Raw genomic sequence first — 25,872 nt, forward strand, 5'->3', positions numbered from 1 at the left:
CATTTCGAAACAACCTGCTGCCGATGGGGAAAACCCGTAAAAAGGGGAGCGATCGCAGCCCTCGTCCCTTGCTACAGTAGATCGTGGATGGGTAAAGGCTATCAGCCCGCCCCCATCAACTTGCTATATCGGGATTTGATGGGTACTGACTTTCTCAATCAGCTCAACGTTTCTCAGCGTCGCGCCGTTGAACACTACTGCGGGCCGCTGCTCGTCGTCGCCGGGGCCGGATCCGGCAAAACCCGTGCCCTCACCTTTCGCATTGCCAACCTGGTGCTAACCCATCGGGTTGACCCCGAAAACATCTTGGCGGTCACCTTCACCAACAAAGCCGCCAAAGAAATGAAAGAGCGGATTGAAAAGCTGTTTGCCGAGCAAATGGCTCAAGAAAAACACAGCAAACCGCTAGACGCCTTACCCGCCTACGACCAAACCAAACTGCGATCGCAAGCTTACAAAAACATTACCAAAAACCTCTGGATCGGCACCTTCCACGCCCTCTGCTGCCGCATATTACGCTTCGACATTGAAAAATATCAAAGCCCCCAAGGCCACCAGTGGAAAAGAAACTTCTCCATTTTTGACGAATCTGACGCCCAAAGCTTAGTCAAAAACATTGTCATCACCCAGATGAACCTAGATGACAAAAAATTCAACCCGCGATCGGTACGCTACGCCATCAGCAACGCCAAAAACCAAGGCTTCTCACCCGAAGACGTCGAAAAAGACCAGCCCAACTATCGCGGACGCATCATCGCTGAAGTGTATCGGCATTATCAGCGATCGCTCGCCGAAAACAACGCCCTCGACTTCGACGACTTGATCTGGATTCCCGTACAGCTCTTTCGCCAAAACGAGCAAGTTTTAGCCTACTGGCACCAGCGCTTTCGCCACATCCTCGTAGACGAATACCAAGACACCAACCGCACCCAGTACGACTTAATTCGGCTGCTAGTAACCAACGGCGAATCAGCCGCCCGCTTCAACGACTGGCACCACCGCTCTATCTTTGTCGTGGGTGATGCCGATCAGTCCATTTATTCCTTCCGCAGCGCCGACTTTACCATCTTGATGAACTTTCAAGATGACTTTGGCGACGGTCTGCCCGATGACGACACCCGCTCAATGGTGAAGCTAGAAGAAAACTACCGCTCCACCGAAAACATTTTGCACGTCGCCAACTACCTGATCGAAAACAACACCGAGCGAATTGATAAAGTGCTGCGCCCCACCCGTGGCGCTGGCGAAACAATTTTGTGCCACCGGGCAGAAGACGAGCAGGCCGAAGCCGATTTTGTCGTAGGTCAAATTCGCAGCCTAGAAAACGCCCACCCTGAGCTAAACTGGGGCGACTTTGCCATTCTCTATCGCACCAACGCTCAGTCGCGCACCTTTGAAGAACGGCTAACGTTCTACGGCATTCCTTATCAGGTTGTCGGCGGCTTGCGTTTCTACGATCGCCGCGAAATTAAAGACGTATTGGCTTACCTGCGGACTGTGGTAAACCCAGCCGACACCGTTAGCCTCAAACGCATTATCAACGTGCCCCGTCGCGGCGTAGGCAAATCGACAATTGAAAAGCTAGAGCAAGGGGCACAAACCTTAGGCGTGCCGCTGTGGGAAATCCTTAAAGACGAAACCTCGGTTAAAACCTTAGCAGGGCGATCGGCCAAAGCTGTGCTGGGCTTTGCAGAAGTGATAAAAACCTGGCAATCTCGGCTAGAGACGGCTGAAGCTTCAACGGTGGTGCAAGGCATTATTGACGATGTCGGCTACATTCAAGACCTCAAAAGCAAAGGCACCGATGAAGACCTCGATCGCATTCAAAACGTGCAAGAGCTTTACAACGCCGTTTTGCAGTTTCAAGAAGAAAGCGAAAACAAGTCTTTGCAAGAGTTTCTTGCCAATGCGTCTCTCGCGTCTGACCTAGATAACTTAGACGAACAGCAGCAAGCCAAAGTCTCGCTGATGACGCTGCACTCTTCTAAAGGGCTGGAGTTTCCGGTGGTGTTTTTGGTGGGGTTAGAGCAAGGCTTGTTCCCCAACTTTCGCTCCCTCGAAGACCCCGCCGCCACCGAAGAAGAACGTCGTCTTTGCTATGTCGGCATTACCCGCGCTAAAGAGCGACTGTTTATCTCTCATGCCCGCATGCGCCGACTCTATGGCAACCGCGAAGCGGCGAGTCCGTCGCTGTTTTTAGGTGAACTGCCGCGTGACTATATTGATACCAATGTGGCCGCCGCTATCCCCACCCAGTGGGCTAAAACGATGCGATCGCTCAAAGTAGAAGCTGCCGACAGCGATCGCCCTGGTACCCACGCCGATGATTGGACGGTAGGCGATAAGGTCATTCACAAAGCCTTTGGCCCCGGCCAAGTCACCCACATCTTTGGCGCAGGCAACAAAATCTGTCTGGCGATCAAGTTTCCCGGCCACGGCCAGAAGATTATCGATCCTAAAGTCGCCAGACTCGATCGGGTACAGTCATCTTAAAGTTAAAACGCTTTCCTGCTGCCTTTAGCCTTCTGCCTTTAACTATCACTGCTCAGATGGCTGACAGCCGCATACTGGCTAAAACCCCAAATCAGCTTTGGCCGATTCAGCCGCCTTAAAGACTGCGGCAGCGGGCATTTCGTCCCAGGCTGTATCGCCAATTTCGGTGTAAAAAGTTTGATCGTAAGGGCGAGTGCGAACGACAACAGGCATGGGCACAGCATGACCCAAAATCAGCGCTTGCTGCTTCGAGTCTAGCTTCGCCAGCACTGAGCGCAGGCTTTGCCCTCCCGAAACCCCGGTAAAAATAGCGTCGATATCTTTTTCGTCATTTAGCAGAGCCGTAATCCGCGTGCCCACCTGCGACATAACTTCATTGTCAATTCCTGATGGCCGCTGATCGACAACCAGCAACGTCACAAAATATTTGCGCATTTCACGGGCAATGATGCCAAAAATGGTTTGTCTGGCGGTGGCTGGGTCTAAAAAGCGGTGCGCTTCTTCGATGGTGATCATGAGCTGCTGGGGGCGATCGCTGGGATTTTTGGTTTGCAAAAAGCGATCGGCCTTGCGCACATAGCTGGCGTGAATGCGGCGAGCAATCACATTGGTTGCCAGCATGTAGGACAGCATATTTGACTGAGAACCAAACTCCACCACCACATGCTTGCCAGCGTCTAGCGTTTCCAAAATTTGCCCCACATAGTTGTGCGGGCAGGTATGGCGCAAATACTTTAAGTCACTCAAGCGCGTTAGCTTGCGTTGCAGCGCCATAATCGAAGATTTGCTCCCCATTTTGGTTTCGCAAAATTCCTGAATTTCTTCGTTTGTCATCGTCAGCAAGCGATTAATCCAGGCTTTACCAAACTCGTTGCGCAAGATAATGGCGTTTTCTAAACTAGCTTCTGAAAGATTGAGTTCACCCCGCACCAGCATCAAATCTTCTACATCAATTTGGTCAAAGCTAATGTAGAGTTCTTGGGCGTCGCGGACGCCGCGCCGCTTAGTAGCTTCGGGGTCGAGGGTAAAAATCTGCACCTGCCCCGGAAAAAGCTGCCGGAGTCCTTTGACGGTGCTAAAGCGCTTGCCTTCGCTGACGGCCTCCCAGCCATATTCAGAGTGCATGTCAAAAATTAAATTGACCGCTGCTTGTTTGCGAATAATGCCAGACAGCAGCAGCCGGGTCAGAAACGACTTGCCCGTACCCGATTTACCAAAAATGCCGTTGCTCCGCTCGACAAAGCGATCGAGATCCAGACAAATAGGCACCTCCATATCAATGGGCTGGCCGATCGAAAAATTGCGGCGATGGGGGTCATCTTCCCAGCCAAACACCGCCCGAAAATCGCGCTCAGAGGCGTCATAGACCTGGCTAAAGTGCCCTGGAATGGTTTTAACTGGCAGCAGCTCCATGTCGGCGCTGCTTTGCGCCTGGTAAGAAGCCAGCCCGTTACGGCTTGGGCTGGGCTGGGCGGCTGCAGGGCTGCTAGATGTGGTCTGCAGCGGTTTGGGCGTAAACATCAGCATGGGCGTTAGATCAATCGTGCCGTAGGTGCCTGTCCCGGCTAAGACCTGCTGCAAAAACTGATTGCTGGGTTCTGGCGGGTTCGCTAAAATTCGCTGGCTAGCGGTGCCCAATGCAATATCGGTCAGCATGCAGAAAAAACGCGATCGCGCCCCCTGCACCACTAGAAACTTGCCTACCCGCATCTCTTCTACCAAAACATCTGGATGCAGGCGCACTTCTAGCCCCTGACTCAGGGAACCTTGAATCACTGACCCTAATGGCTTATCGAGTTCCATAGCCCTGCTAAAACGCTCAATGCTTGCAGCTATGGTAACTTGAGAACTGCTTTAATACATTAGTTCTCTAAGAAAGTCTGACAATCATAGCCAAAAGGCAGAGCAGCCAACCGCACAAAAGGCAGGCACAAAACGCTTAAAGCGACTCGCGCTGGGCTATGCCTCTTGGAGGGTTTGCCGCTCTGCGCTGGTTCAAAACCGATGCAAAACAGACCGTTTCATCTAGAACGAGAAGCTAGAACTGGAAGCCGACGCCCCCCTGGAGCGACAAAGCCGCGCCGCCGCCATCGCGATAGGCATCGAAAGCAATAATAGCGTTGCCAAAGACAACCATGTTGCTGTTGGGCAAGGCATAGTCAATCCCAGGCTGAATGACAAAGGCGGTTTGATCCCCGACTGGTGAGGGTTCGTCGCCATCGGCCACAAAAGAAACCCCCGCGCCCACGTAAGCATCTGTCTGCCAGTTGAGCGGAAAGTCATAAGACACCGTAGGGACAAAAGCGCTAGAGTCTCCAAATAGCAGCGCCTGACCCCGGATAGAAATAGGCGACTCTAATAACCGATAGCGTCCTGCAATCACGCCAGAAAAATTGTCGCCATCGCCGTCATTGTCTTCCGTCAGACCCACGGCGACGCCTACACCAATATAGCTACCATAAGCTGCCTGGGCTTTGGCAGGAGCAGCCTCTGCCAGGGTTAGGGCGCTGGCGATCGCGGTACTGGTGAGGGCAACTGTGCCAAAACCGGAAACCCAACGTTGACTACTTTTCATCTGCTTTACTCCTCACAAAATGCCGCCCGATTGGGAAACTGTGGTTTACAATTTTCAAGCCACTGCCGACTTAGGGAGAATAGCAGGCTGCGCGATCGCAACCTGGTAATTAGCCCCACCCCAGCAAGATTAGGCTTGATTTACGGGTTCATTCAAACAAATACCTGGAGTTTAGCAGGAAAATTGTGATTAATTGTTACGAAATCGCTGAATCAGCCCGTATTTCTCATACCTGCTGCAATCCCGTTGATCGTCAACAAAGCGCCGCGCAAGAGTTCGCCACGGCTATAGCGCGATCGAATAATTCCAGACGCCGCGCTGTCTCGATGCTGGCGCAGCCGCTTGATTAGCGACACTTGCAAAAAGCCGAGCGGCACAATCGTACCGTTGCGCAACTGCACAGATCGCTGTAGCTCCGGATCGCCATCAAGCAGCTTGTGGTGCCCGGTAATTTGTAAAACCAGGCTCCGGGTGAGGTGAAATTCTTTAGCGATCGTTTCAAACATGGCCTGAAAGCGTTCGCGATTGTCAGGATGGGTTAGCTCCTGGACATAATGTTCGGCAATTTGCAAATCGACCTTAGCTAGGGTCATCTCGACCTTAGAAATCACCATCTTGAAGAAAGGCCACTTGTGGTAGAAATAGCGCAATAGCTTCAGGTGTTCTTCTGGCTCTTGCGCCAAAAATTCTTCTAAGGCTGTGCCAACCCCATACCAAGACGGCAGCAGAAAGCGGGTTTGCGTCCAGCTAAACACCCAGGGAATCGCTCTCAAGCCAGCTAAATCTTTTTTACCACTCTTGCGCCGCGCCGGACGAGAGCTAATCTGTAGCTGGCTAATTTCCTCAATCGGTGTTACCTGGTGAAAAAACTCAACCAGGTCAGGCTGTTCGTAAATTAGTTCTCGGTAGTGGCAGCGGGCACGGTGAGCCAACTCCTCCATAATTTCGTTCCAGGGCTTAATCTCATCGAAGCTGTTGTTCAATAAGCTGGCCTGAATGACAGCCGTTGCCACGGTTTCTAGGTTGTATAGAGCCAAGTCTGGCAAATTGTACTTAGAAGCCAGCACCTCGCCTTGCTCGGTAATTTTGATGCGGCCTTTAATGCTGCGTCCGGGTTGCGCCAAAATTGCTTCGTAAGCGGGGCCACCGCCACGCCCGACTGAACCGCCACGGCCATGAAAAATACGTAGAGCGAAGCCACCATAAGTATCGGCAACTGCTTGCAAGGCTTGCTGAGCTTTGTGAATTTCCCAATTACTGCTGAGAAACCCAGAGTCTTTGTTGCTGTCGGAGTAGCCCAGCATCACCTCTTGCAGCGGTGTCGTGGCCTGCTCAGCTTTGGCCGCTTCATAGCCCCCGCGTAGCATAGCTGCATATAACGGCAGCTCAAACAACTGCTGCATCACATGAGGAGCGCGTTGTAAGTCTTCGACGGTTTCAAACAAGGGCACTGGCTGAATAGCCGATTCTCCCGTGGTGGGATCATAAAGGCCAGCTTCTTTAGCTAGTAGTAAGACTTCTAGCAGGTCACTGACATGATGGCTCATGCTAATGACGTAGCTACGAATAATGCGGTTGCCAAATTCCTGGTGTAGCTTGCGCACCATTCGAAAGGTTTCAACGGTTTCGCAGGTTTTGTCTGAAAAGGGTAGCTCTCCTGGAATCAGCGGTCGCCGAGTTTTTAACTCTTGCGTTAGCCAAGCTGTTTTTTCAGCTTCAGACAGGTCATTGTAAGGCTTGGGCAAAATCTGCAAATAAGCCGTAATTTCGTCTAAAGCATCGGAGTGGCAAGAGCTTTCTTGGCGAATATCGAGCTGGGCTAGGTTAAAGCCATAAATTTCAACCTGGCAAATCAGATTTTCTAGTTCTTGGCAGACCAGCCCGGTTTCTTTGAGGTTGCGCTGGATTAAGCGCAGTTCGCCTAAGAAGTCGTCGCCAGATTGATAGAGGGTGGCCGGATTAAGCTTGACTTGCTGTTCTTGCAGGTAACCGCCTTGATAAAGCTGCTGACTGCGATCGCGAGTGTTTTCCAAGCGCTGCTGAATATACGCTAGCTTTAAGCGATAGGGTTCTTGCCGAAACCGAATGGCCAAGCTGTCGTAGACTTCTGGCAGCTTCACTTGATCTTGTTCTAGAGACTCTAATAGTTCTGGCAAGACTTCGCTCCAGTGCAGCGAAAGACTGAGCAACTGGATGAGATGGCGAACCGAGCCAATATACTTGTCTAAAACCAGGTTGCGCTGATAGCAAGCAGTGCGCCAGGTAACCTCAGGCGTGACGGAAGGATTGCCATCGCGATCAGAGCCGACCCACGAGCCAAACCGACAAAAATCATAGCGAGGCGGCTGGAGCGACGGAAAGGTTGAACTGAGCGTCCGTTTGATCCGCTGATAGAGTTTAGGAATGGCTTCAAACAGCACCACGTCGAAGTAGTGAAGCGTGTAGTCAACTTCGTCGAGTACGGAAGGCTTAAACTGATGGAGTTCGTCGGTGCGCCACCACAACCGAATTTCTTCTGTGAGCTGATCGCGCAAATCTTCTACATCCCAGGAGGTTGCTAAGCCAATGGAGCTAGCCCGCTCGTCGGCTTGATCAAGCTGGCGCAAAATGTCCGAAATGCGCCGCTGCTTGTCCCGAATGGTATGGCGCACAATTTCGGTGGGATGGGCGGTAAAAACAAGCTGCACATCTAAATCGTTGACCAGCTTTTGAATCAGCTGCGGCGGCACATTTAGCCGTTTGAGGGTGGGAAACAGCCAGTGAAACGTGCCTGATTTGCGGCGGTTGGATTGCCAGTCAGGCAGGCTGTGGGCTAAGACGTCGGCTTGTAAGCTGCGGGGCGGATGCTCTAAATGACCGCTGTTTTCTAAAGCATTGGCGGCTGTTTCTTGCACACCAATCGTGTTACCCGCAAGCGAAAGCTCTGCATTTTCGTAGTCGTTTTGGTACTGAAGCTGCTGACCCCGCTGCTCGTAGTGCTGCTCAACGATGTTGATCAGCTGAAAATAAAGCGCAAACGAACGCGCCGCGCGAATAGCGTCGTTGAGGTCTAATCGTTCAATAACGTCAAGAACGCTCCCTTCCAGCGCTCTGGCAACTTGGCCATCGGGGGCGCAAATGCGTCGTAGCTGGCGCAACAACTCAACGGATTCTTCCCCACACTCCTGCTGTAAAACGCGTTCCCATAAGTCTTCTACCATCTTCAGCCGATGGCGCAAGAACAAGTCATAGGTTGGCTCTGTAGCCACGACATCATCGGCCACGCGGGTAGCCGTGTTTGATGGAAAAGGAGTATCAGAAGGATGGAGGGTCGAACTCATGAAAGGTATTTAGCTTTTTCTTGGATGACACTCGAAACGACGTAACGATTTTTAGTCAGGAAGGGCCACCGATGGGGCAACACTTGGCGGCTAGCGAGCAAATCCAGTGAGGTTGAAAGTTGCAGAAGCTAACCTTACTGTCTCAGCCTTCAACCGTGAAGACAAGAGGCTGCGCAACGAAAATCGTCCCTAGCGATCGCCGGAACCTTCTAGAGCGTTTTGCCGGGGCTATTCGGGTTTGAGCTGCTCATCATCTTTGGCTTCTAAATTGGAGCGACTGAGGACAGGCAGGCGATCGCCGCGAAAAAGCTCTTCACTCGCTAGGCCAAGCTGTTGGCTAAATTCACTCAGCGCCCGACTGCCCACAATGGCGAGTAAGACCGGAGCCGTTGCCAGACTGACTAGCCAGTTTGAAGCGGACGGCAGTGGGCTAGCCTCGCGATAGCGCTGGGTCTGCTCGCTACCGGGTGGTTTAGCAGTCGTGGTTTCGCCTGACTGGGCAAACATCATGGTGTAGATAGGCAGATAAGCGGGGTTATTGCTCGATCATATAGGCAGATGCCAGATTTCCTCTATTCCTGTTCCAATTCCTTCAACATTGGGTCTGAGCAGTTCATCAGGGGTCAACCTGCACTCAACTCCCAGCTAATTTGGCCGGAGCGAACGAGGTCGATGGGGCAAGTGAGACTCGTTATCCTAGATTTATAGAGAGGCAAGGGCAACGGCTTAACGAGGGGGTGGCATCAGTGAACCTCAACAACAGCGGGCATAGCCAGGTAGTGACAACCTCCCCACCCTCAAAACAGGTTTGGGCAGGGCTACTGGGGGACGCGGTGGCAGCTAATCAACCAGATCTATCGTCAAGATAGGGCAAAAGGCCAAAGCGTCCGACTTTGAGCGTTTTTGAGTAAAGCGCCTCTTTAAAAGTTTTAGACGATGATTCTCAAGTTTTCTGTTATCCTGCGTATACTTTTGTAGCTATAAGCGCTAAATTTGCCCAACTGGGTTGAAATTCTAGAGCTGGTTGCTAATGATTGCAGGCATCTACAGGAACTTAATCAATCTGTTTGCCTGAACAGTCGTGAAGTATTTTAGTTAAGGATTGCTAAAACTAAAGCTCAATTAGATGAATGGGCTGCTATTGAGAACGTTTGGTAGGTTGAAGTTCCCCATGATTTAGGGATTCTAGAGTCGCATGGTTAGCAAGCAACGTCTGACGCCTCATCTGGAAACCGATCTAACCCAGCTAAATGCTTGGTTACAAAAGGCGATCGCCCAGCCTCAGGCCAAGCTCCAACTCAAGCTGCGCGGGAATATTCTGCATGTTCTCTGTGTAACGCCCGCTGCTCTGGAGCGAGAAACAACCCTGCTGCGACTGGTGCAAGCGCTTTTAGAAGAAGCGTTTAAGACGCTGCTAAGCGATAGCTACCCCAATATTTATCAGCTTTATTTCTATAGCCGCAGCAGCCAGCAGTCTGAGCCAGCCTGGAGCGCCCCTGTTTATCTCAATCGGCTCGAAAAACATCTGGTACAGCTTACCGAACCGTTGCGGCCTGATTTGGCGGGGGCGCTTTTGGGCGAGTCTAGCGAAGATGCTACCCAGGCGTTGAGTAACGCCATTGTTCTATCTAATCTCAGCTTGGCTCGCAAAGGAGACCCAGAGGCGATCGCTCGCTACTTAAGCCAGACGTTGAGCCGTTTGGGCATTGGCGTTTGGGTGAGTATTCGAGCCATTCCGGGTCAGGGGCAGCCATTGGCGCGCGCCGTGACGGCGCACCACGACGACCCGGATCATCCTGCCGTAGCGCCAGGAGCCATTCCCCGCTTATGGATTTTGTGTGAAGCCGCCTACAGCCCCGATCCTAACCTAGTCGCCGAACCCACGGCGCAACAGCTTCGCCACCTCAAACTGACCCAGTTTCAAGACGCAGTCATTTTGGTGCAGGTACAGGGAGAACACCAGCCTGACTGGGTTTTGCGGGTAGATTTAACTCCCCGCGAAGAAATGCTGCGGGACTGGGCAAGATGGGGAGATGCAGAAGCGATCGCCTGCTTAGTTGAGCAAACGTTAGCTCCTTTGGCGATCGCCACTCGCACCGAGCTAAAATCCACCAGTCTTCATATTCTCTGTCAAAGCACGGAGGCGTCGTCACCAGCCGTTCCTCAGCAAGCTGTGGTGGTGGAGGCGCTCACGGCACTGTTAAGCGGGCTAGCGCCTCAAGGCATTTTTCGGGCGCTGGTATACGGGCAAGACGTTCATCAAGACGCCCCCGATTGGATTCACTGCCTGGATTTACCCGCTCAAGAACACCCGGCTTTAGCCGCATCAACGGCGATTCTGGCTCAACAGGGCGATTTGCCCGCCTTAGCCTTTACCCTCACCCGCAAACTCAATCCCCACTTAGAAAACAAGCTAGCAACCGGAGGAATTCGGGTGCAACTGCTGGTCAAAGACAAGCTGCTGCATGTGATGTTAGAGGCTCCCGTGTGTCCGCCGCAGCGACTCGCCACCCGCCACTTAGCGCCCTATTTGCGCCAGCTTGACTTAGAAGGGATTGAAGGCATTCGGCTTTACGGGCGACGCGCCGGACAAAAGCAGCCAACCTGGCATTATGGCAAAGATTTTCAAAGCCGCGATCGCGTAGTGCCCAAAGCCGTGCCTGAGTTTGCCGCCTCAGAAGCTTACCTTGGTGACTTGCTGGCAACGTCTGATCAGGCGATTGACTTCTCCGAAGAAGATACCGAAAGCCTCTGGGCAGCGCTTTACGATAGCTGGCAGCAAATTGGGCTGACAGCGCGGAACCTGCTGTTTCAAACCCAGCTCTTTGAACCCAGCCACGATGTTTTAGCGACTGAAACCCCTCAGTTACCCGCAACGAGCAGCCCCAAAGTGGCTCTAGTCTGGGGAACCGTAGGGCTATTACTGGTTTTGCAAACCGATTGGCTGCTCGGTCAAATTCTCAATCCGCCGCGCCATCCGGCAGCGGCAGAAGCCATGCCCCCCCTGCCTGATCTAGCGCTATCTGCCGAGCCAGAACCCCTGCCTACACCCCCCGCCGAAGAAGCTCTAGTTGATGACGAATGGGCAGAAATTAAATTTGGCCGCCAAGCTGACGAACCGCCCCCTGAAAGCTTGGCCGCAGATGGGTTTATTGATTTTGGTGGGGGCGAAACTTTTTCTGAAGAAAATTTGGCAGCGGGTTCAGAGGCCGATCGCCTGCTGGTGACGCCCAACACTTTGCTGAGCCAATCGCCTTTTCCTTCTTTTAGAAGCCAGCAATTAGACGAAAAGCTAGCGCTTTACTACCAGCGTTTACAAGCGTCTGGCCCCCCGGAAGTTTTGGTCGTAGGGAGTTCGCGGGCTTTGCGAGGGGTTGATCCGGCTGCTCTAGAGCGATCGCTCCAAGCGCTGGGTTATTCGGATGTCAACATTTTTAATTTTGGCGTTAATGGCTCAACCGCCCAGGTGGTAGACTTCACCATTCGCCAGCTTTTACAGCCTGATCAGCTGCCCAAGCTGATTGTCTGGGCTGATGGCGCTAGAGCGTTCAACAGTGGTCGAGTCGATGTTACTTACAACGGCATCACGGCTTCTGAAGGGTACCGCCAGTTGCAAATAGGTACGCTGCTACCCGATACGGCTGAACCCGATTTAGCAACCTCAGAAGCAACCGATACCGCCGAGCTAGCTCCCCCCCGTGTGTCTGTAACCAGTCTGCGAGAAAGCTATCAGACGGTCGATCGCTGGTTGAGTCAGCAGTTTGCGCAGTTGTCAGCCGCTCACAGCGATCGCGAACAGCTCAAAACGCAGCTACAACAGCTCTTTGCCCAATGGGATCCTCCCCTGCTAGCGGCCTTATCGGTTGCCGAAACAGATGAAAATCCAGACAATCTAGATGACCCAATGGCGCTGCCGGATGATACCGATTTGCTGGACTTTGACGGGTTTTTAGCGCTAACCGTACGCTTTAATCCAGCCACCTACTACCAAGATCACGCCCGTGTCCCCGGCAACTACGACAGCGATTACGAAGATTTCCGGTTGCAAGGCCGTCAAGTACAGGCGTTAGAAAACTTACTGGCGTTTACGCAGCAGCAAAATATTCCGGTCGTTTTCGTTAATACGCCACTGACAGACGAGTATCTAGATCCACACCGGATGACAGCCGAGACTGAGTTTCAACGTTTTATGCTGGAGCTATCAGCCAGCCAAAACGGTTTTGTCTTTAGAGATTTGGGGCAACTCTGGCCTGAGCGTTATAGCTATTTCTCCGACCCCAGCCACCTCAATCGCTATGGCGCTTATCAGGTTTCCAATCGTTTGGCTCAAGATCCGATGATTCCTTGGCCGCGCCCCCAGATAGAGCCATGACCTTACCCTCCATTATTTACGCTCTTTTTTTGTTTAGCGTGGTTGGCATCTACTGGTCGCTACCGCGCCCGATTTTGAGAACCTGGCTGCTCTTGGTAGCCAGCTTCGTTTTTTACGCTTCGCTACAGGTGCAGTATTTGCCGCTGATGCTGGCGATCGCGCTAGCGAGTTACTGGTTTGGCAAAGCAATCAGCGCTCCGCTCAACTGGCGAATTTCTAATGAGGCGTGGCAGGCGGCTGAAGCCGAGTGGGATCATCGCCGTTTGGGGTTGCTTTGGCTGGGCATTGGGCTAAATGTGCTGCTTCTCTTTGGGTTCAAATATCTCACCCCTTCCTTCGACCTGCTGACTACGCTAACGGGCGGTTATCCCTTACTGGTTGCCAGCCAATCGCTGTTAGAAAACCTGATTATTCCCCTGGGCATTAGCTTTTTTTGCTTTGAATGTATTGCCTATCTAGTAGATGTCTATCGCGGTTCGCCACCTAGCGATCGCTTTGTCGAGTTTGCTGCCTATAAGCTCTTTTTCCCCAAGCTGATTTCCGGCCCTATTGTTCGCTTTCACAGCTTTATCGGCCAACTCCGTCAGCCCCAGTTTCCCCAGATGCACCAGGTGATCGAAGGGCTGTGGTTAATTGCGATCGGTACCGTGAAAAAACTGCTGCTGGCTGATCGCATTGCTATTTTGGTTAATCTCAGCTTTGACAACCTAGAGCGGGCTGGCAGTGGGGATATTTGGCTGGCTACTTTTGCTTACGGGCTACAGCTTTATTTAGACTTTAGCGGCTATGTAGATATTGCTCGGGGTAGCGCTATCTTTTTGGGGTTTAGCCTGCCACAAAACTTTGACTTTCCTTACTTTAGTACCAGCATTGCTGAGTTTTGGCGGCGTTGGCACATTACCCTGGGCGCTTGGTTGCGCAATTACCTGTATTTTCCGCTGGGCGGTTCTCGCAAAGGGCTGTGGCGCACCTGCTTTAATCTGGTGATTGTCATGGTGTTAGCCGGAGCATGGCATGGCGACAATTGGGGATTTTTGATTTGGGGAGGAATTCATGGTTTAGCGTTGGCTATTCATCGTCTAAATCAGGCCATGACTCAACGCTGGCAATGGCTGGCTGTTGGCTGGCGCAGCTTGCCCGGTTTGCTTTTGGGCTGGCTGCTGACCCAGTTTGTTGTATTTGGTAGCTGGTTGTTCTTTCGGTTGCCCGATGTCCGCGACTTTAGCTTTGCGGTTCAGCGCTTGTGGGGTCAACCTGCAGACATTCAGTTTGCCACAAAGGTTTACCGCGAATCGTTAGGGCTGACGATGCCTGAAGTAGCTGCCTTGCTGGTGCTGGTAGGGGTTGCTATGGCGATCGCCTATGTCTGTCACCGCCGTCTGAAAATTCAGCTTGGCTGGCCTGTCAAGTTGCTTTTGGTTCCTTTATGCTTCTTTCTGGCTTGGCTGCTCGCCCCTAGCGAAACCCTGCCCTATATCTATTTTGAGTTCTAGCAACAGAGCCTTTGAGTTAAAGAAACACCCCGGCTAATCGCTGGGGTGTTGTTCGCTGGTTATTTAGGAGAAAAGAGTAAAACCTGTTTAGGGTAGAGCATGCAACCTGATGGATTACTTGCTTAACTCTTTGCATCCTGGGTGTTCATAGTATAATTTTCGGTTAGTTGGGGGGGCGACACAGTGATAACTGTCTAAGCCGCAGGTGATCACACCGTCCCGCCAAAGTGATCTCGATCAGTGGGTTTAGAAGAGGGGTAGCTAAAGGCAGGAAGAAAGCGTTTCTGTTAAAAGTTTGCAGCCCTTCAAAGGGGTCAACCCTCATAGCAATAGCGATCACTGCCAAACCTTGGGCAACAAAGCTGAAGTTGTGGGGGTACGGCACAATAAAAGGAGGACTGAATTGGACTTATGAGGAGGTAATCTCCAATTTATACCCGTCCCTTAGCTCGTCTGATTGAAGAATTTCAGCGCCTTCCCGGTGTTGGGCCAAAAACGGCTCAGCGGCTAGCGCTGCACGTACTCAAACGTCCCGAATCTGAAGTCAAAGCGCTTGCCCAGGCTTTGATGGAAGCCAAGCTGCAAGTAGGCTACTGCTCTATTTGTTTTCATCTCTCGGCTGAGCCAATTTGTGAAATTTGTCGAGCCGTCAATCGAGACAAGCTGACCCTTTGCGCGGTTGCCGATTCTAGAGATGTGATTGCGATCGAAAAAACGCGGGAATACCGAGGTAAATACCATGTCTTGGGGGGCTTGATTTCGCCCATGGATGGCATTGGCCCAGAGCAGCTCAACATAGCCCCGCTGATACATCGGGTCAATAAGGAAGAAATTAAAGAAGTGATTTTGGCCATCAGCCCCAGCATTGAAGGCGATACCACGACGCTCTATGTAGGGCAATTGTTGAAACCTTTCACCAAGGTAACTCGCATTGCCTTTGGGCTGCCTATGGGAGGCGATTTAGAGTATGCCGATGAAATAACCCTGGCTCGAGCCTTAGAAGGGCGGCGGGAGCTTGAGTAAGCCAGAAGCAGAGGCCACCCGATCGCTGAGCCTAACGCTCATAGCTAAGATGCCCCCTCGCAGATGGCTCTCAAATTTCACATTGGGGGAGAAGCGGGGATTAAGAAGCGTTATTTCAGCTTTTGCTTGATAAACGCTAGCATCTTCGCCACCTGGCCTTTAAGCTGATTCACCTCGGCTTGCAGCTTGGCAACCTTGGCGTTGAGGGCTTCAATTTCGGCTGCTGAGGTACCACTATCTACCGGGGCTGCTGCGGGGGCTGCTGCTGCTGCTGTGGGTTTGCGCGGCTTACGCGCTTTGGCCATTGCGCCTTTGATGGCTTCAATTAGCTCTTTTTGCTCAAATGGCTTTTGGATAAATTCAAAATACTCAAAAGGCTCCGAAATTTTTTCGGCGACTTCCTCGCGGCGTCCTGACATCAGCACTAAGGGAATATGCTGCAAATCTGGCTGTTTTTGGATCTCTTGAAAGACCTCCCAACCACTCATCCGTGGCAGCAAGAAATCTAACATGATGAGATTTGGCCGTGCTTGACGGATGGTTTCTAGCCCCTCAACCCCATCTTTAGCTTCAAGAACCTCAAAGTTTCCCTGGGGAAGCATGTCTCTCACACGCATCCGAATAACTCGACTATCGTCAATGACCAAAATCTTATGACTTGCCACGACCAACTCCTCTAGCGGTGACTTGAAGGTTTAATACAGTTTGGGGTGAATGTGCCCGGACTGCAACATCGCGAAGCAGAAAAGCAGCTAGCTTTAAGGTAACCCTCTGAAAACTTAGCCGCGATCGCTTTAGCAAAGCGTTTGATAAAGCCAGCTTACGCACCATGACAATCCTAATAGATCTTTGAAGACTACCCGCAATTCGTTTCTTCTAGTATTCCAACGCAACTGGATTGACTAACTCGTGAACTCAGAGGAAAGCCTCAATTTCCCTAGGCTGTATCGCGACAGCGTAACATATGCGCTCCTGCCAAAACGTGAGCAGGCAGCGGTGTGATCTTTGCGATCCCGTCGCTCAATTGAGTCGCCCAATCCGTTAGATTGATATCCAAAACTTTTAAACTTTTACAGTATTTTAGGTAATGGTAACGCTTCAGTTCTGGGTTGTCCCTCCCCCTGCTTAAAAGTTTAGATCTGCCTTCATCTCGTTGACCGATTGCAAGCTGCCCTATATCGCCGCTGTTTATGCCTGGATCTTCATCGTCCGCTGATGCTGCCGCTCGTCGCCTGGAAATAGCTAGCCTGCCCGACTGGCTGCGGCGACCAATCGGTAAAGCTAGCGAACTTTCCACCGTCCAAAAAATTATCAAGCAGCGTCAAATCCATACGATTTGCGAGGAAGGTCGCTGCCCTAATCGAGCCGAGTGCTACGCCAAGGGGACAGCGACTTTTTTGTTGATGGGGCCTACCTGTACTCGCGCTTGTGGCTTTTGCCAGGTCGATAAGGGGCATGCGCCGATGCCGCTCGATCCGCAAGAACCGCAAAAGGTGGCGGAGTCTGTGCAGCTTTTAGGGTTGCGCTATGTGGTATTAACGTCGGTGGCTCGCGATGACTTGCCTGATGCGGGTGCGGGCTGGTTTGTGCAGACGATGCAGGCGATTCAAGCCCTCAATCCCACGACTCAGATAGAGGTGCTCACGCCTGATTTTTGGAGTGGTTCAGCGTCGCAGCAGCAACAGCGAATCCAGGCTGTGGTAGAAGCTCAGCCAGCCTGCTTTAATCACAATATTGAGACAGTCGCTCGGTTGCAGGGGGTTGTGCGCCGGGGGGCTAAGTATGAGCGATCGCTAGCGGTTTTACGTTGTGTGAAAGCCTGTAATGCCGCCACCGCGACGAAATCAGGGCTGATGTTGGGGCATGGCGAAACCGAGGCCGAAATTATTCAAACCTTGCAAGATTTAAGAACCGCACAGTGCGATCGCCTGACTTTGGGGCAGTATATGCGGCCTTCGCTGGCTCACCTGCCCGTCCAAAAATACTGGACTCCGGCTGAATTTGACCGATTAGGTGCGATCGCTCGCCAGATGGGGTTTTCTCATGTGCGCTCTGGGCCCTTGGTACGGAGTTCTTACCATGCTGGCGAAGTTTAGACTTTGGCTTAACCCGTCAACCCTGCTCAAATAACAGATGCGCCGCCCCTTGAACTTGCGCTAAAGCGTCAACGTTGCTGGGTAACAAAGGCAGTCGCACAACCGTTTGGGCTGCGAATAAAGACGCTGGCAGCGATCGCCCTGGCTGGTAGCGATTGTGAATCAGGTAGCGCTGCTGAATACCCATCGTCGTAAGCGCTTGGTTCAGACGTTGAGCTTCAGCCAAAACGGCGCTTTGATGATTGACAACTCCAATAAACTCCGTATGACTGGCTGCTTTTAGCTGCTTTTGGGCACTCACCACCCGCTGTCGAAGCTGCCGTAAGCGTCCCATAAACTCAGTGCGACCCACCACGTCTTGGTACTTAATCCACAGTTTAAAAATCCAGGCTAACCAGTCGGCTAAAGCGGTTGGCATTTCTAAAAAGCGTAAGAGGTGTCCGGTCGGTGCTGTGTCTAGAACAATTAGCTGCTGCTGATCTTGCTCTAGTAGCTCCATGATGGTGATCAGCGAAAGCATTTCATCAATGCCAGGAAGGGCTTCTGAAACAATTTGCCGCCAAGCCTCTGGCCCATAAATCACCTGAAAACCGCCCCCAATGTCATCCTCGCCGCCCATCATCTCCGCCAGTTCCCACAGATAATCGGCGCGAAATTGGTCTAGCACCTCATGCGCATCGATTTCCTGAGCGCTTAGATTTGGGGTTAAGCGCGTTGGTTGGTGGCCTAAAGGTTGCCCTAAAGCATCTCCTAACGAATGAGCCGGATCGATAGAAACGACCCTGACGGCGGCTTCGGGATGCTGTTGCGCCATTTCCCAAGCGATCGCTGCTGCAACGGTGGTTTTACCGACGCCGCCTTTGCCTCCGACAATCACCAAGCGCCGACCTGCTGCTACAAAATCGCTCAGACCGGGTGGTAACGGCTCAGGCCAAACTATCGGCACGTTGCCAAGTTCAGCGATTGCCTGGGTCGGGGGCTGGTTTAGCTGGGCTAGAAGCTGATCGATCGCTGCAGAGCCAATCGGTTCTTGGGGTTGCTGGGCAACCGTCAAAACTGGCTGTTCGGGTCGAAGCTGCTGAAACTGAGCCAAGATTTGCTGCTGAGCCAAAACGCGATTGCGATCGGCGGCGGTGGCCGCTAAGAGCTGATTGACGCAGATTGCGCCTATGGGAATATTAAGGTCGTCTAGCGCTGCGGCAAACCGTTCACTTTCTCGCAGGCTCATTGCTTCTGGAATGGCCACAATCCAGCAGGCGGTACGAACCGCATCTTGTAAAAGCGATCGCCCTGAGGCTAGATCCGCCTTCATGTCTTGCAAAAATTTGTCGGCTTCATCTGGCGTATAACGACCCGCCAGCGTTTTGCTGATAAAGCGATGTTTCTCTTGAAAGGTATCGAGAGCCGCTAAAAACGTGTCTAAAAAATCCATCAGGTAAAACAGATTGAGCGTATGGCCGCTAGGAGCCATATCAACCACTACCCGATGGGCTGCTTGCGTTCGCAAGATTTGCTGAATTTCAAGTACCCCCATCAGCTCATCTAATCCAGGCCAGCCCATATCCCAAACCGGGCTGAGATCCGATCCGTCTACAAAACTGCCGCGCTCTACCAGCAGTTCTAAAACAGCCCCATAGCGCTGCTTAAAAGCCTGCAACAGTTGCTGAGCATCTAGCGCTCTGACTTGCAGATTAGGCAAATCGGCTACCGCCGCTGGCTGATTGCTCACGGGCATCTGCAAGACATCAGCCAGAGAATGAGCCGGGTCGGTTGATAGCAGCAAAACAGTTTTTGGTGACTGCTGCGCCCAAGCACGGGCGATCGCACAGGCCAATGTGGTTTTGCCAACCCCCCCTTTGCCGCTGAACATAACCAGTTGACGCGACTGTAACAGAGGCAAAACAAGAGCGTTCATAAATGCACTGAGAGGTGAGGTGGGAACAATAACGCTGGCAATTGGGTGAGCAAAAACAGGGAATTGAACTTATGAGCGACTTTTTTCAAGGCTTTGAGCAACTACTTGAACTCGCTAAAACTTTAGAAGAAAAGGCAGCAAAGGGCGAACTCAAAGCTGATGTCCGCATCAACAGCCGCACTGTTAGCAGTATTCCCCGTCAAGGCAACATTCCCACGAATTGGAGTGTCAGCCGGGAACCCCGCTCACCTCAGCCAGAGCCAGACGAGGGAGTCATTATCCCGCCGCCCGCTGCTTCGTCGGCCTCCCCCGCAGAAGTCGGCGAGGTGGGCGGACTGGCGGCTGTACGCCAAGAACTGCAAGAGCTAGTAGAAATGCCGCTAAAGCGCCCAGACCTGCTGGCTAAATTGGGCTTAGAACCGACTCGGGGTGTTTTGCTCGTCGGCCCACCGGGAACGGGCAAAACGTTAATGGCGCGATCGCTAGCAGCGTCTCTTGGCGTGAGCTACATTGCCATTGTTGGCCCAGAGGTGATGGGTAAATACTATGGGGAGGCTGAAGCCAGACTGCGTAGCCTGTTTGAAAAAGCGGCTCAATCTGCTCCTTGTCTGATCTTTATTGATGAGATTGACAGTTTGGCACCCGATCGCAGCAAAGTGGAAGGGGAAGTTGAAAAGCGGCTAGTTGCGCAACTGTTGAGCCTGATGGATGGATTTGCTCAATCCACGGGGGTGATTGTTTTAGCGGCCACCAATCGTCCCGACCATCTTGATCCAGCCCTACGACGACCGGGACGCTTCGATCGCGAAGTTCAGTTTCAGGTGCCGGATCGCCAAGGCCGCTTAGAAATTCTCGCCATTCAAACGCGGGCAATGCCGTTAGTAGATGTTGATCTAGACGCGATCGCAGATTTAGCCGTTGGCTTTGTTGGGGCTGACCTCAAAGCCCTCTGCCAAAAAGCTGCTTATCTCGCCCTCCGTCGCCAGGTGCCCTCGCTCCAGGCTTCTGTACCTGAAACTCTGGCTATTGTTCAGCCTGACTTTTTGCAAGCACTGAAAGAAATTCGTCCGGCTGTTTTGCGTTCAGTAGAAGTAGAATCGCCTGACGTTGCTTGGGAGCAAATCGGTGGGTTAGCCACTGTCAAACAGGTGTTGCAAGAGTCGGTGGAAGGCGCTTTGCTTTATCCCGATCTCTACGCTCAAACGGGCGCTCAGGCACCGCGAGGCATTTTACTCTGGGGTCCCCCCGGTACAGGCAAAACGCTGCTAGCCAAAGCGGTTGCTGCTCAAGCACGAGCCAACTTTATTGCTGTTAATGGGCCAGAACTGCTCAGTCGTTGGGTGGGTGCTGCTGAACAAGCCGTTAGAGAACTGTTTGCCAAAGCTCGTCAGGCAGCTCCTTGTGTAGTGTTTATCGACGAGATTGATACATTAGCTCCTATCCGCGGCCAGTTTGTGGGAGACTCTGGCGTGAGCGATCGCGTCGTCGGCCAGCTTTTGACAGAGCTAGATGGTTTACGCGAAGCCACCCATATTTTGCTAATTGGAGCCTCTAATCGGCCTCAAGCTATTGACCCAGCCTTGCTACGAGCAGGACGTCTGGATTTACAGCTAGAAGTGAGCTTGCCTGATACAGCCGCCCGACTGGCTATTTTGAGCGTTCACAACCAAGATCGCCCTCTACACGACGTTGATCTAGCTGACTGGGCGGCGCGTACCGTTAGCTGGAATGGCGCTGATCTGGCGTTGCTGAGCAATCAAGCTGCCTTAGAAGCCATTCGTGACTATCGCGCTCAGGGCTTAAATGAACCGTCGCAAATTCAGATTACTACTCTCCATTTCCAGCAGGCATATCAGGCTTTAATGACCCAAAAGCAAGTGCATAATGCTTAAATCAGTAAAGTTAATTCTTGTCAAGCTTCCAGGATTTTGCGGAAGTATCTGAATAGATTTTGCGCTAGCTTGACTGGTTATTTGCTTGGGCTGTCTTGCACCGATGTTTGCAGCTCCCTACCCAAAGCCCAATGATGTTTAAAGCCTTAGTTGCTGATCAACCCATCTACTATCAGCTTCTACAGTCAATTCAACAAGCCATTAGCGAGGCTGCCGATTTTGATAGCGCTCTGCGGCAGATTTTGCAGCAAGTGTGTGACTTTAGTGACTGGGAGTTTGGTGAATTTTGGCTACCGAATGATGCTAAAACCGCCCTAGTTCATAGCAAGATTTGGTACGCAGCGGCGTCTGAACTCCAGCCATTTGGTCAATTCAGCCAGCATTGTCAGTATTCAGTTGGGGTGGGCTTGCCGGGTTGGGTGTGGCAATCGCAGCAGCTAGAGTGGATTCAAGATGTCTCAGTTTTACCAAAGTCTCAATTTAAGCGAGCTAAGCTGGCGTTGGCAGTGGGTTTGAAAACGGGAGTGGGCATTCCCATTGCTTTTAATGGCGAACCGTTGGCGGTTTTAGTGTTGTTTGCCCGACAGGTGTGCAGCGCTAACCAGCAGCAAGTGCAGTTAGTAGCGGCGATCGCGGCTCAGCTAGGAGCCATCACCCGGCTTAAGCAAATTCAGGTGGCTTTAATCGAAAGCCAGCGACAACTTAATCAGCTGATTGACACGCTGCCTGGAATTGTGTTTAAAACAACGAACGATCGTGCCTGGAGTATGCGCTACCTCCGGGGGAACTGTCTTCAGGTAACTGGCTATAGCTGCGAAGCCTTGATGGCTAACTGCTCTGAGCTAAGCTACAACGCGATCACGCACGTCGAAGACTTGCCTCGCATCTTGCAAGTGATTCAAACGGCGATCGCACAGCAGCAGCCCTACGAAGTGGAGTATCGCATTTGCACCCAGTCAGGCCAGCAAAAATGGGTATGGGAAAAAGGAACGGCTATTTTAAGCGATACGGGTGAAATTCTGGGGGTTGAGGGTCTGATTACGGATATTACGGAGCGCAAACGCGTAGAAAAAGCGCTAAAAGAACGAGAAAACTTGCTGCAGCTAGTACTCAATAACATTCCTCATCAGATTTCCTGGAAGGATCAAAATAGCCACTACTTGGGCTGTAATCGCGCTTTTGCTGAAGCCGTGGGTTTAGCCTCACCACAAGCGATTGTGGGACGCGACGATAGCGCTATTCCCGTTTATTCGGAGGCGGATGCTGATTTTTCTCGCAGTCGCGATCGCCTGATTTTAGAAGCTTACCAGCCCAAGCTACGCAGCTTAGAGCAACAAGTTCATGCCCCCGGAAGTCAGCGCTGGGTAGACTGTAGCAAGCTTCCTATTCACGATAGTGACGGCAGCATTATTGGCGTTTTAGGTATCTTCGAAGATGTGACAGAGCAACTTTTAAGCCAGCAGGCTTTGGCTCAACGGGAGCAATACATGACGGCTCTGGTGGACATTCAGCGCCAGTTGCTCAGTTTGAAGCGACCGCCAACGTGGCAAGGTTACCAGTCATTACTCAAGCCGCTAGGCATCGCTGCCGCTGCTAGCCGGGTGTGCCTTTATCACTTTAAGGCGGATGCCAACGGTGAGCCAGTAGCCGTGCAACAGGCAGAATGGTTGGCTCCGGCGATGATTGCCCAGCAACCGGAACAGCCCGCCGCGCCTGCTGTTTTTCAAGCAGCTTTATTTAAAAGCTGGTTAGAGCGGTTGCAAAGTGGCTATGCCATTAACCAAACTTGTCACGACTTTACCGCCGAACAGTATCAGGTTCTGACCGCTTCCTCTAAGCAGATTTTGTCGCTGCTGCTGCTACCTTTGTTGCTAGAAGGTGAGCTGTATGGGTTGATTGGCTTTAATAACTGTCGTGAAGCCAAGCTTTGGCAGATTTCTGAGGTCGAGTTTTTACGCAGTGCCGCTGCGGCCTTTTCGCTGGCCTACGAACGCTGGCAGGCTGAAGCCCACCTGAAGCAAGCTGAAGCTAAATACCGCAGCATTTTTGAAAATGCTGTTGAAGGCATCTTTCAAAGTACGTTGCAGGGGCAATATTTAACGGTTAACCCAATGATGGCTAAGCTCTACGGCTATGAGACGCCTGCTGAGCTAATTAGCCAGATTACGGATATTTCTCGACAGCTCTATGTTGATCAGCAACGCCGCCAGGAATTTCATCAGCAAATTCAGCAGCAAGGGTCGGTCATTGGCTTTGAATCTCAGGTTTACCGCAAAGATGGCAGCATTATCTGGATTTCGGAGTCGGCCAGAGCGATTTATTGTTCGGCGGGAGACATTATTGGCTATGAAGGCACTGTCGAGAATATTACGGCTCGAAAACAGGCTGAAGCTGAGCTATATCGCCGCGATCGCTTGTTGCAAGGCGTAGCCGATGCGAGCTATTGTCTGTTGACCAATCTCGATCTACCACAAACGATTCCGACGGTTTTGGCGATTTTGGGTAAGGCAGCGGCGGCTGACCGGGTTTACCTCTATGAAAACCATCCTCACCCTACGACGGGTGAAGTCGCCATGAGTATGCGATTTGAATGGACTCGTTTGGGCATTGCCCCCACCATCCATCAACCCCATTGGCATAATCAGCCTTACCATACGGCGGGGCTATCCCGTTGGTACAAAGCCTTTAGCCAAGGCCAGTCGATCTGTGGGCTAGTGGCGACGTTTTCGGCTGTGGAACAAAAACTTTTGACGAAAGACCAAATTTTGTCGCTTTTAATGGTGCCTATTTTTGTGAAAGAGGGGCTGTGGGGCTATATCGGCTTTGATGCCTGCTCAGAAGCGCGCCACTGGACGCGCAACGACGAGTCTATTTTAGTGGCGATCGCCGCGAGTATTGGCGGTGCCATTCAGCGGCAACAGACCGAAGAGAAAATGCGCTATCAGGCTTTTCATGATCCGCTAACGGGGTTGCCTAATCGCATGTTGTTTAATCGGCGTTTGCAAGCGGCGATCGCGGCGAGTTGTCAGGCTCAAGATTTGCTGGCGGTGATGTTTCTTGATCTCGATCGCTTTAAAACGATTAACGATACTTTGGGGCATGCCGTGGGCGATCGCTTGCTGAAAGAAGCCACCCAGCGCCTAACGACCGTATTGCGAAGTGAAGATATTATCGCCCGCTGGGGAGGAGATGAGTTTACGCTGTTGTTGCCGCGTCTACCCAATGCTAGCCAAGCGGCTCAGGTGGCTCAGCGCCTTTTAGATGTGCTTAAGCCACCCTTTTTTTTAGAAGACCAGGAACTGCATATTACCAGCAGCGTTGGAATTGCTCTGTATCCTCAAGATGGGGTCGATACGGAAGCTTTGGTAAAAAATGCCGACGCCGCTATGTACCGGGCTAAAGAGCAGGGGCGCGATCGCTACCAGTTTTATACGGCCACTATTCACGTTCAGGCGTCTCAGCGACTAACGTTAGAAAACAGCCTGCACCATGCCCTAGAGCGCAACGAATTTATTTTGCACTATCAGCCCCAGGTTAACCTTGTCACAGGTAAGCTGGGGCGAATTGAAGCGCTGTTGCGCTGGCAACACCCTCAATTAGGGCTGGTGCCGCCACAGGTGTTTGTTCCCATCGCCGAAGAAAACGGCTTAATCATTCCTATTGGCGAGTGGGTGCTAGAAACGGCCTGTCGGCAGGTTAAACGCTGGCAAGCTGAGATGGGTGAGACGTTGCAGATCGCGGTTAATTTGTCGCCCTGTCAACTACAAACGCCATCCTTGCTCGAAACGATCAATCGTATTATGCAAACCACTGGCTTAGCGCCTTCGTCTTTAGAACTAGAAGTCACTGAAACGGCTGCTATGCAGGATATTGATCGCACAATTATGATCCTGAATCGGCTGCGACAGCAAGGGGTACAGGTGGTGATGGATGACTTTGGTACAGGCTATTCGTCTTTGAGCTATTTAAAAAAGCTGCCCCTTGATGGCCTCAAGATCGATCGATCCTTTGTGCAGGAGCTAGCCGATAGCGCCGACGATTTAGCAATGATTGCCGCTATGATCGCCTTAGGTAAGGCTCTGAATTTAACGGTAGTCGCAGAGGGGGTTGAAACTTTGCAGCAGGTACAGCAGTTGCGATCGCTTGATTGCCAAGAACTACAGGGCAACTGGTTTAGTCCACCGCTGGCTGCTTTTCCCATGACCCAGTTTTTAACCACCTATCAGCTACTACCGGATGAAATTTCTTAGTTTGCCCGACCCGTTTTGCCTGATTTGCCGACGCGGGCTTCTCAGTTTACTGGCTCTGGCTTTGAGTCTCTTGATCATCCATCCGGCAGTGGCCGATACTGCCACAGCTAACCCGACTCAGCTATTTGAAATTCATTGTGCGGGTTGCCATGCCCACGGTGGCAACATTGTGCGACGGGGCAAAACCCTAAAGCTAAAAGCGTTACAGCGCAATCAGGTGGCGTCGGTTGCGGCGATCGCTGATTTAATTACCCACGGCAAAAACAATATGTCGGCTTTTGGCGATCGCCTCAGCGCTGACGAAATTCAGACGCTGGCCGTTTATGTCCGCGATCAGGCAGATCGCAACTGGCGATCGCCAGCAACCGATAAAGATTAGGTGATGCGCTCAAACATCCGGAGCCTTATCCTTTAAGCCTGCATAAAATACTGAGTTAGCCAGA

The 25,872-nt window shown here is 51.9% G+C and carries 14 protein-coding genes; 8 read left to right on the forward strand and 6 right to left on the reverse strand.

The annotated features are described in order from the left end of the window. The first annotated feature begins 138 nt into the window (after positions 1-138). Positions 139-2,493 (forward strand): DNA helicase PcrA, encoded by a 2,355-nt coding sequence (gene pcrA / locus ACTS3T_RS07705; protein WP_377967519.1) that lies wholly within the window; start codon positions 139-141, stop codon positions 2,491-2,493. Between the two features lie 78 nt (positions 2,494-2,571). Here the strand turns inward: pcrA and ACTS3T_RS07710 are convergent, their stop codons facing one another. The 4 genes from ACTS3T_RS07710 to ACTS3T_RS07725 all read right to left on the reverse strand — a co-directional run bounded on the left by ACTS3T_RS07710 (position 2,572) and on the right by ACTS3T_RS07725 (position 8,898). Next, positions 2,572-4,296 (reverse strand): helicase HerA domain-containing protein, encoded by a 1,725-nt coding sequence (locus ACTS3T_RS07710; RefSeq protein WP_462934900.1) that lies wholly within the window; start codon positions 4,294-4,296, stop codon positions 2,572-2,574. 235 nt (positions 4,297-4,531) lie between these two features. Next, entirely contained in the window at positions 4,532-5,068 is a 537-nt protein-coding gene (locus tag ACTS3T_RS07715; RefSeq protein WP_377967524.1) for an outer membrane beta-barrel protein, read from the reverse strand. A gap of 212 nt (positions 5,069-5,280) precedes the next feature. Then, positions 5,281-8,388, reverse strand: coding sequence for a phosphoenolpyruvate carboxylase (gene ppc, locus ACTS3T_RS07720; protein ID WP_377967526.1), 3,108 nt, complete (start codon positions 8,386-8,388; stop codon positions 5,281-5,283). Positions 8,389-8,616: 228 nt separating this feature from the next. Then, entirely contained in the window at positions 8,617-8,898 is a 282-nt protein-coding gene (locus tag ACTS3T_RS07725; protein ID WP_377967528.1) for a hypothetical protein, read from the reverse strand. Between the two features lie 685 nt (positions 8,899-9,583). Between ACTS3T_RS07725 and ACTS3T_RS07730 the strand changes: the two genes are divergently transcribed. From ACTS3T_RS07730 to recR, 3 genes are all read left to right on the forward strand, one after another. Further along, on the forward strand, positions 9,584-12,760 hold the full coding sequence (locus ACTS3T_RS07730; RefSeq protein ID WP_377967530.1) for a DUF1574 domain-containing protein: 3,177 nt from the start codon (positions 9,584-9,586) through the stop codon (positions 12,758-12,760). Beyond that, on the forward strand, positions 12,757-14,253 hold the full coding sequence (locus ACTS3T_RS07735; RefSeq protein WP_377967532.1) for an MBOAT family O-acyltransferase: 1,497 nt from the start codon (positions 12,757-12,759) through the stop codon (positions 14,251-14,253). The genes ACTS3T_RS07730 and ACTS3T_RS07735 overlap by 4 nt, the downstream gene beginning before the upstream one ends. A 429-nt stretch (positions 14,254-14,682) precedes the next feature. Continuing rightward, complete coding sequence (recR, locus tag ACTS3T_RS07740) at positions 14,683-15,276, forward strand: recombination mediator RecR (protein ID WP_377967654.1); 594 nt, start codon at positions 14,683-14,685, stop codon at positions 15,274-15,276. 110 nt (positions 15,277-15,386) lie between these two features. On the opposite strand, the gene ACTS3T_RS07745 is transcribed toward recR, so the two are convergent. Further along, positions 15,387-15,941: a response regulator gene (locus ACTS3T_RS07745; protein WP_377967534.1), complete on the reverse strand. Its 555-nt coding sequence runs from the start codon at positions 15,939-15,941 to the stop codon at positions 15,387-15,389. 525 nt (positions 15,942-16,466) lie between these two features. On the opposite strand from ACTS3T_RS07745, the gene lipA reads away from it, so the two are divergent. Beyond that, complete coding sequence (lipA, locus tag ACTS3T_RS07750) at positions 16,467-17,372, forward strand: lipoyl synthase (protein WP_377967536.1); 906 nt, start codon at positions 16,467-16,469, stop codon at positions 17,370-17,372. A 16-nt stretch (positions 17,373-17,388) separates the two neighbouring features. On the opposite strand, the gene ACTS3T_RS07755 is transcribed toward lipA, so the two are convergent. Beyond that, positions 17,389-19,287, reverse strand: a complete 1,899-nt coding sequence (locus ACTS3T_RS07755; RefSeq protein WP_377967538.1) for an ArsA family ATPase — start codon at positions 19,285-19,287, stop codon at positions 17,389-17,391. Positions 19,288-19,358: 71 nt separating this feature from the next. On the opposite strand from ACTS3T_RS07755, the gene ACTS3T_RS07760 reads away from it, so the two are divergent. The 3 genes from ACTS3T_RS07760 to ACTS3T_RS07770 all read left to right on the forward strand — a co-directional run bounded on the left by ACTS3T_RS07760 (position 19,359) and on the right by ACTS3T_RS07770 (position 25,808). Further along, positions 19,359-21,179, forward strand: a complete 1,821-nt coding sequence (locus tag ACTS3T_RS07760) for an AAA family ATPase (protein WP_377967540.1) — start codon at positions 19,359-19,361, stop codon at positions 21,177-21,179. Positions 21,180-21,310: 131 nt separating this feature from the next. Beyond that, positions 21,311-25,429 (forward strand): EAL domain-containing protein, encoded by a 4,119-nt coding sequence (locus tag ACTS3T_RS07765; protein ID WP_377967542.1) that lies wholly within the window; start codon positions 21,311-21,313, stop codon positions 25,427-25,429. Continuing rightward, a complete protein-coding gene (locus ACTS3T_RS07770) occupies positions 25,416-25,808 on the forward strand; it encodes a c-type cytochrome (RefSeq protein ID WP_377967544.1) in 393 nt (130 codons plus the stop codon). The genes ACTS3T_RS07765 and ACTS3T_RS07770 overlap by 14 nt, the downstream gene beginning before the upstream one ends. Positions 25,809-25,872: the final 64 nt, after the last annotated feature.

It is taken from the genome of Almyronema sp. (assembly GCF_052168255.1).
Lineage (GTDB): Bacteria > Cyanobacteriota > Cyanobacteriia > Phormidesmidales > Phormidesmidaceae > Sphaerothrix > Sphaerothrix epifaneia.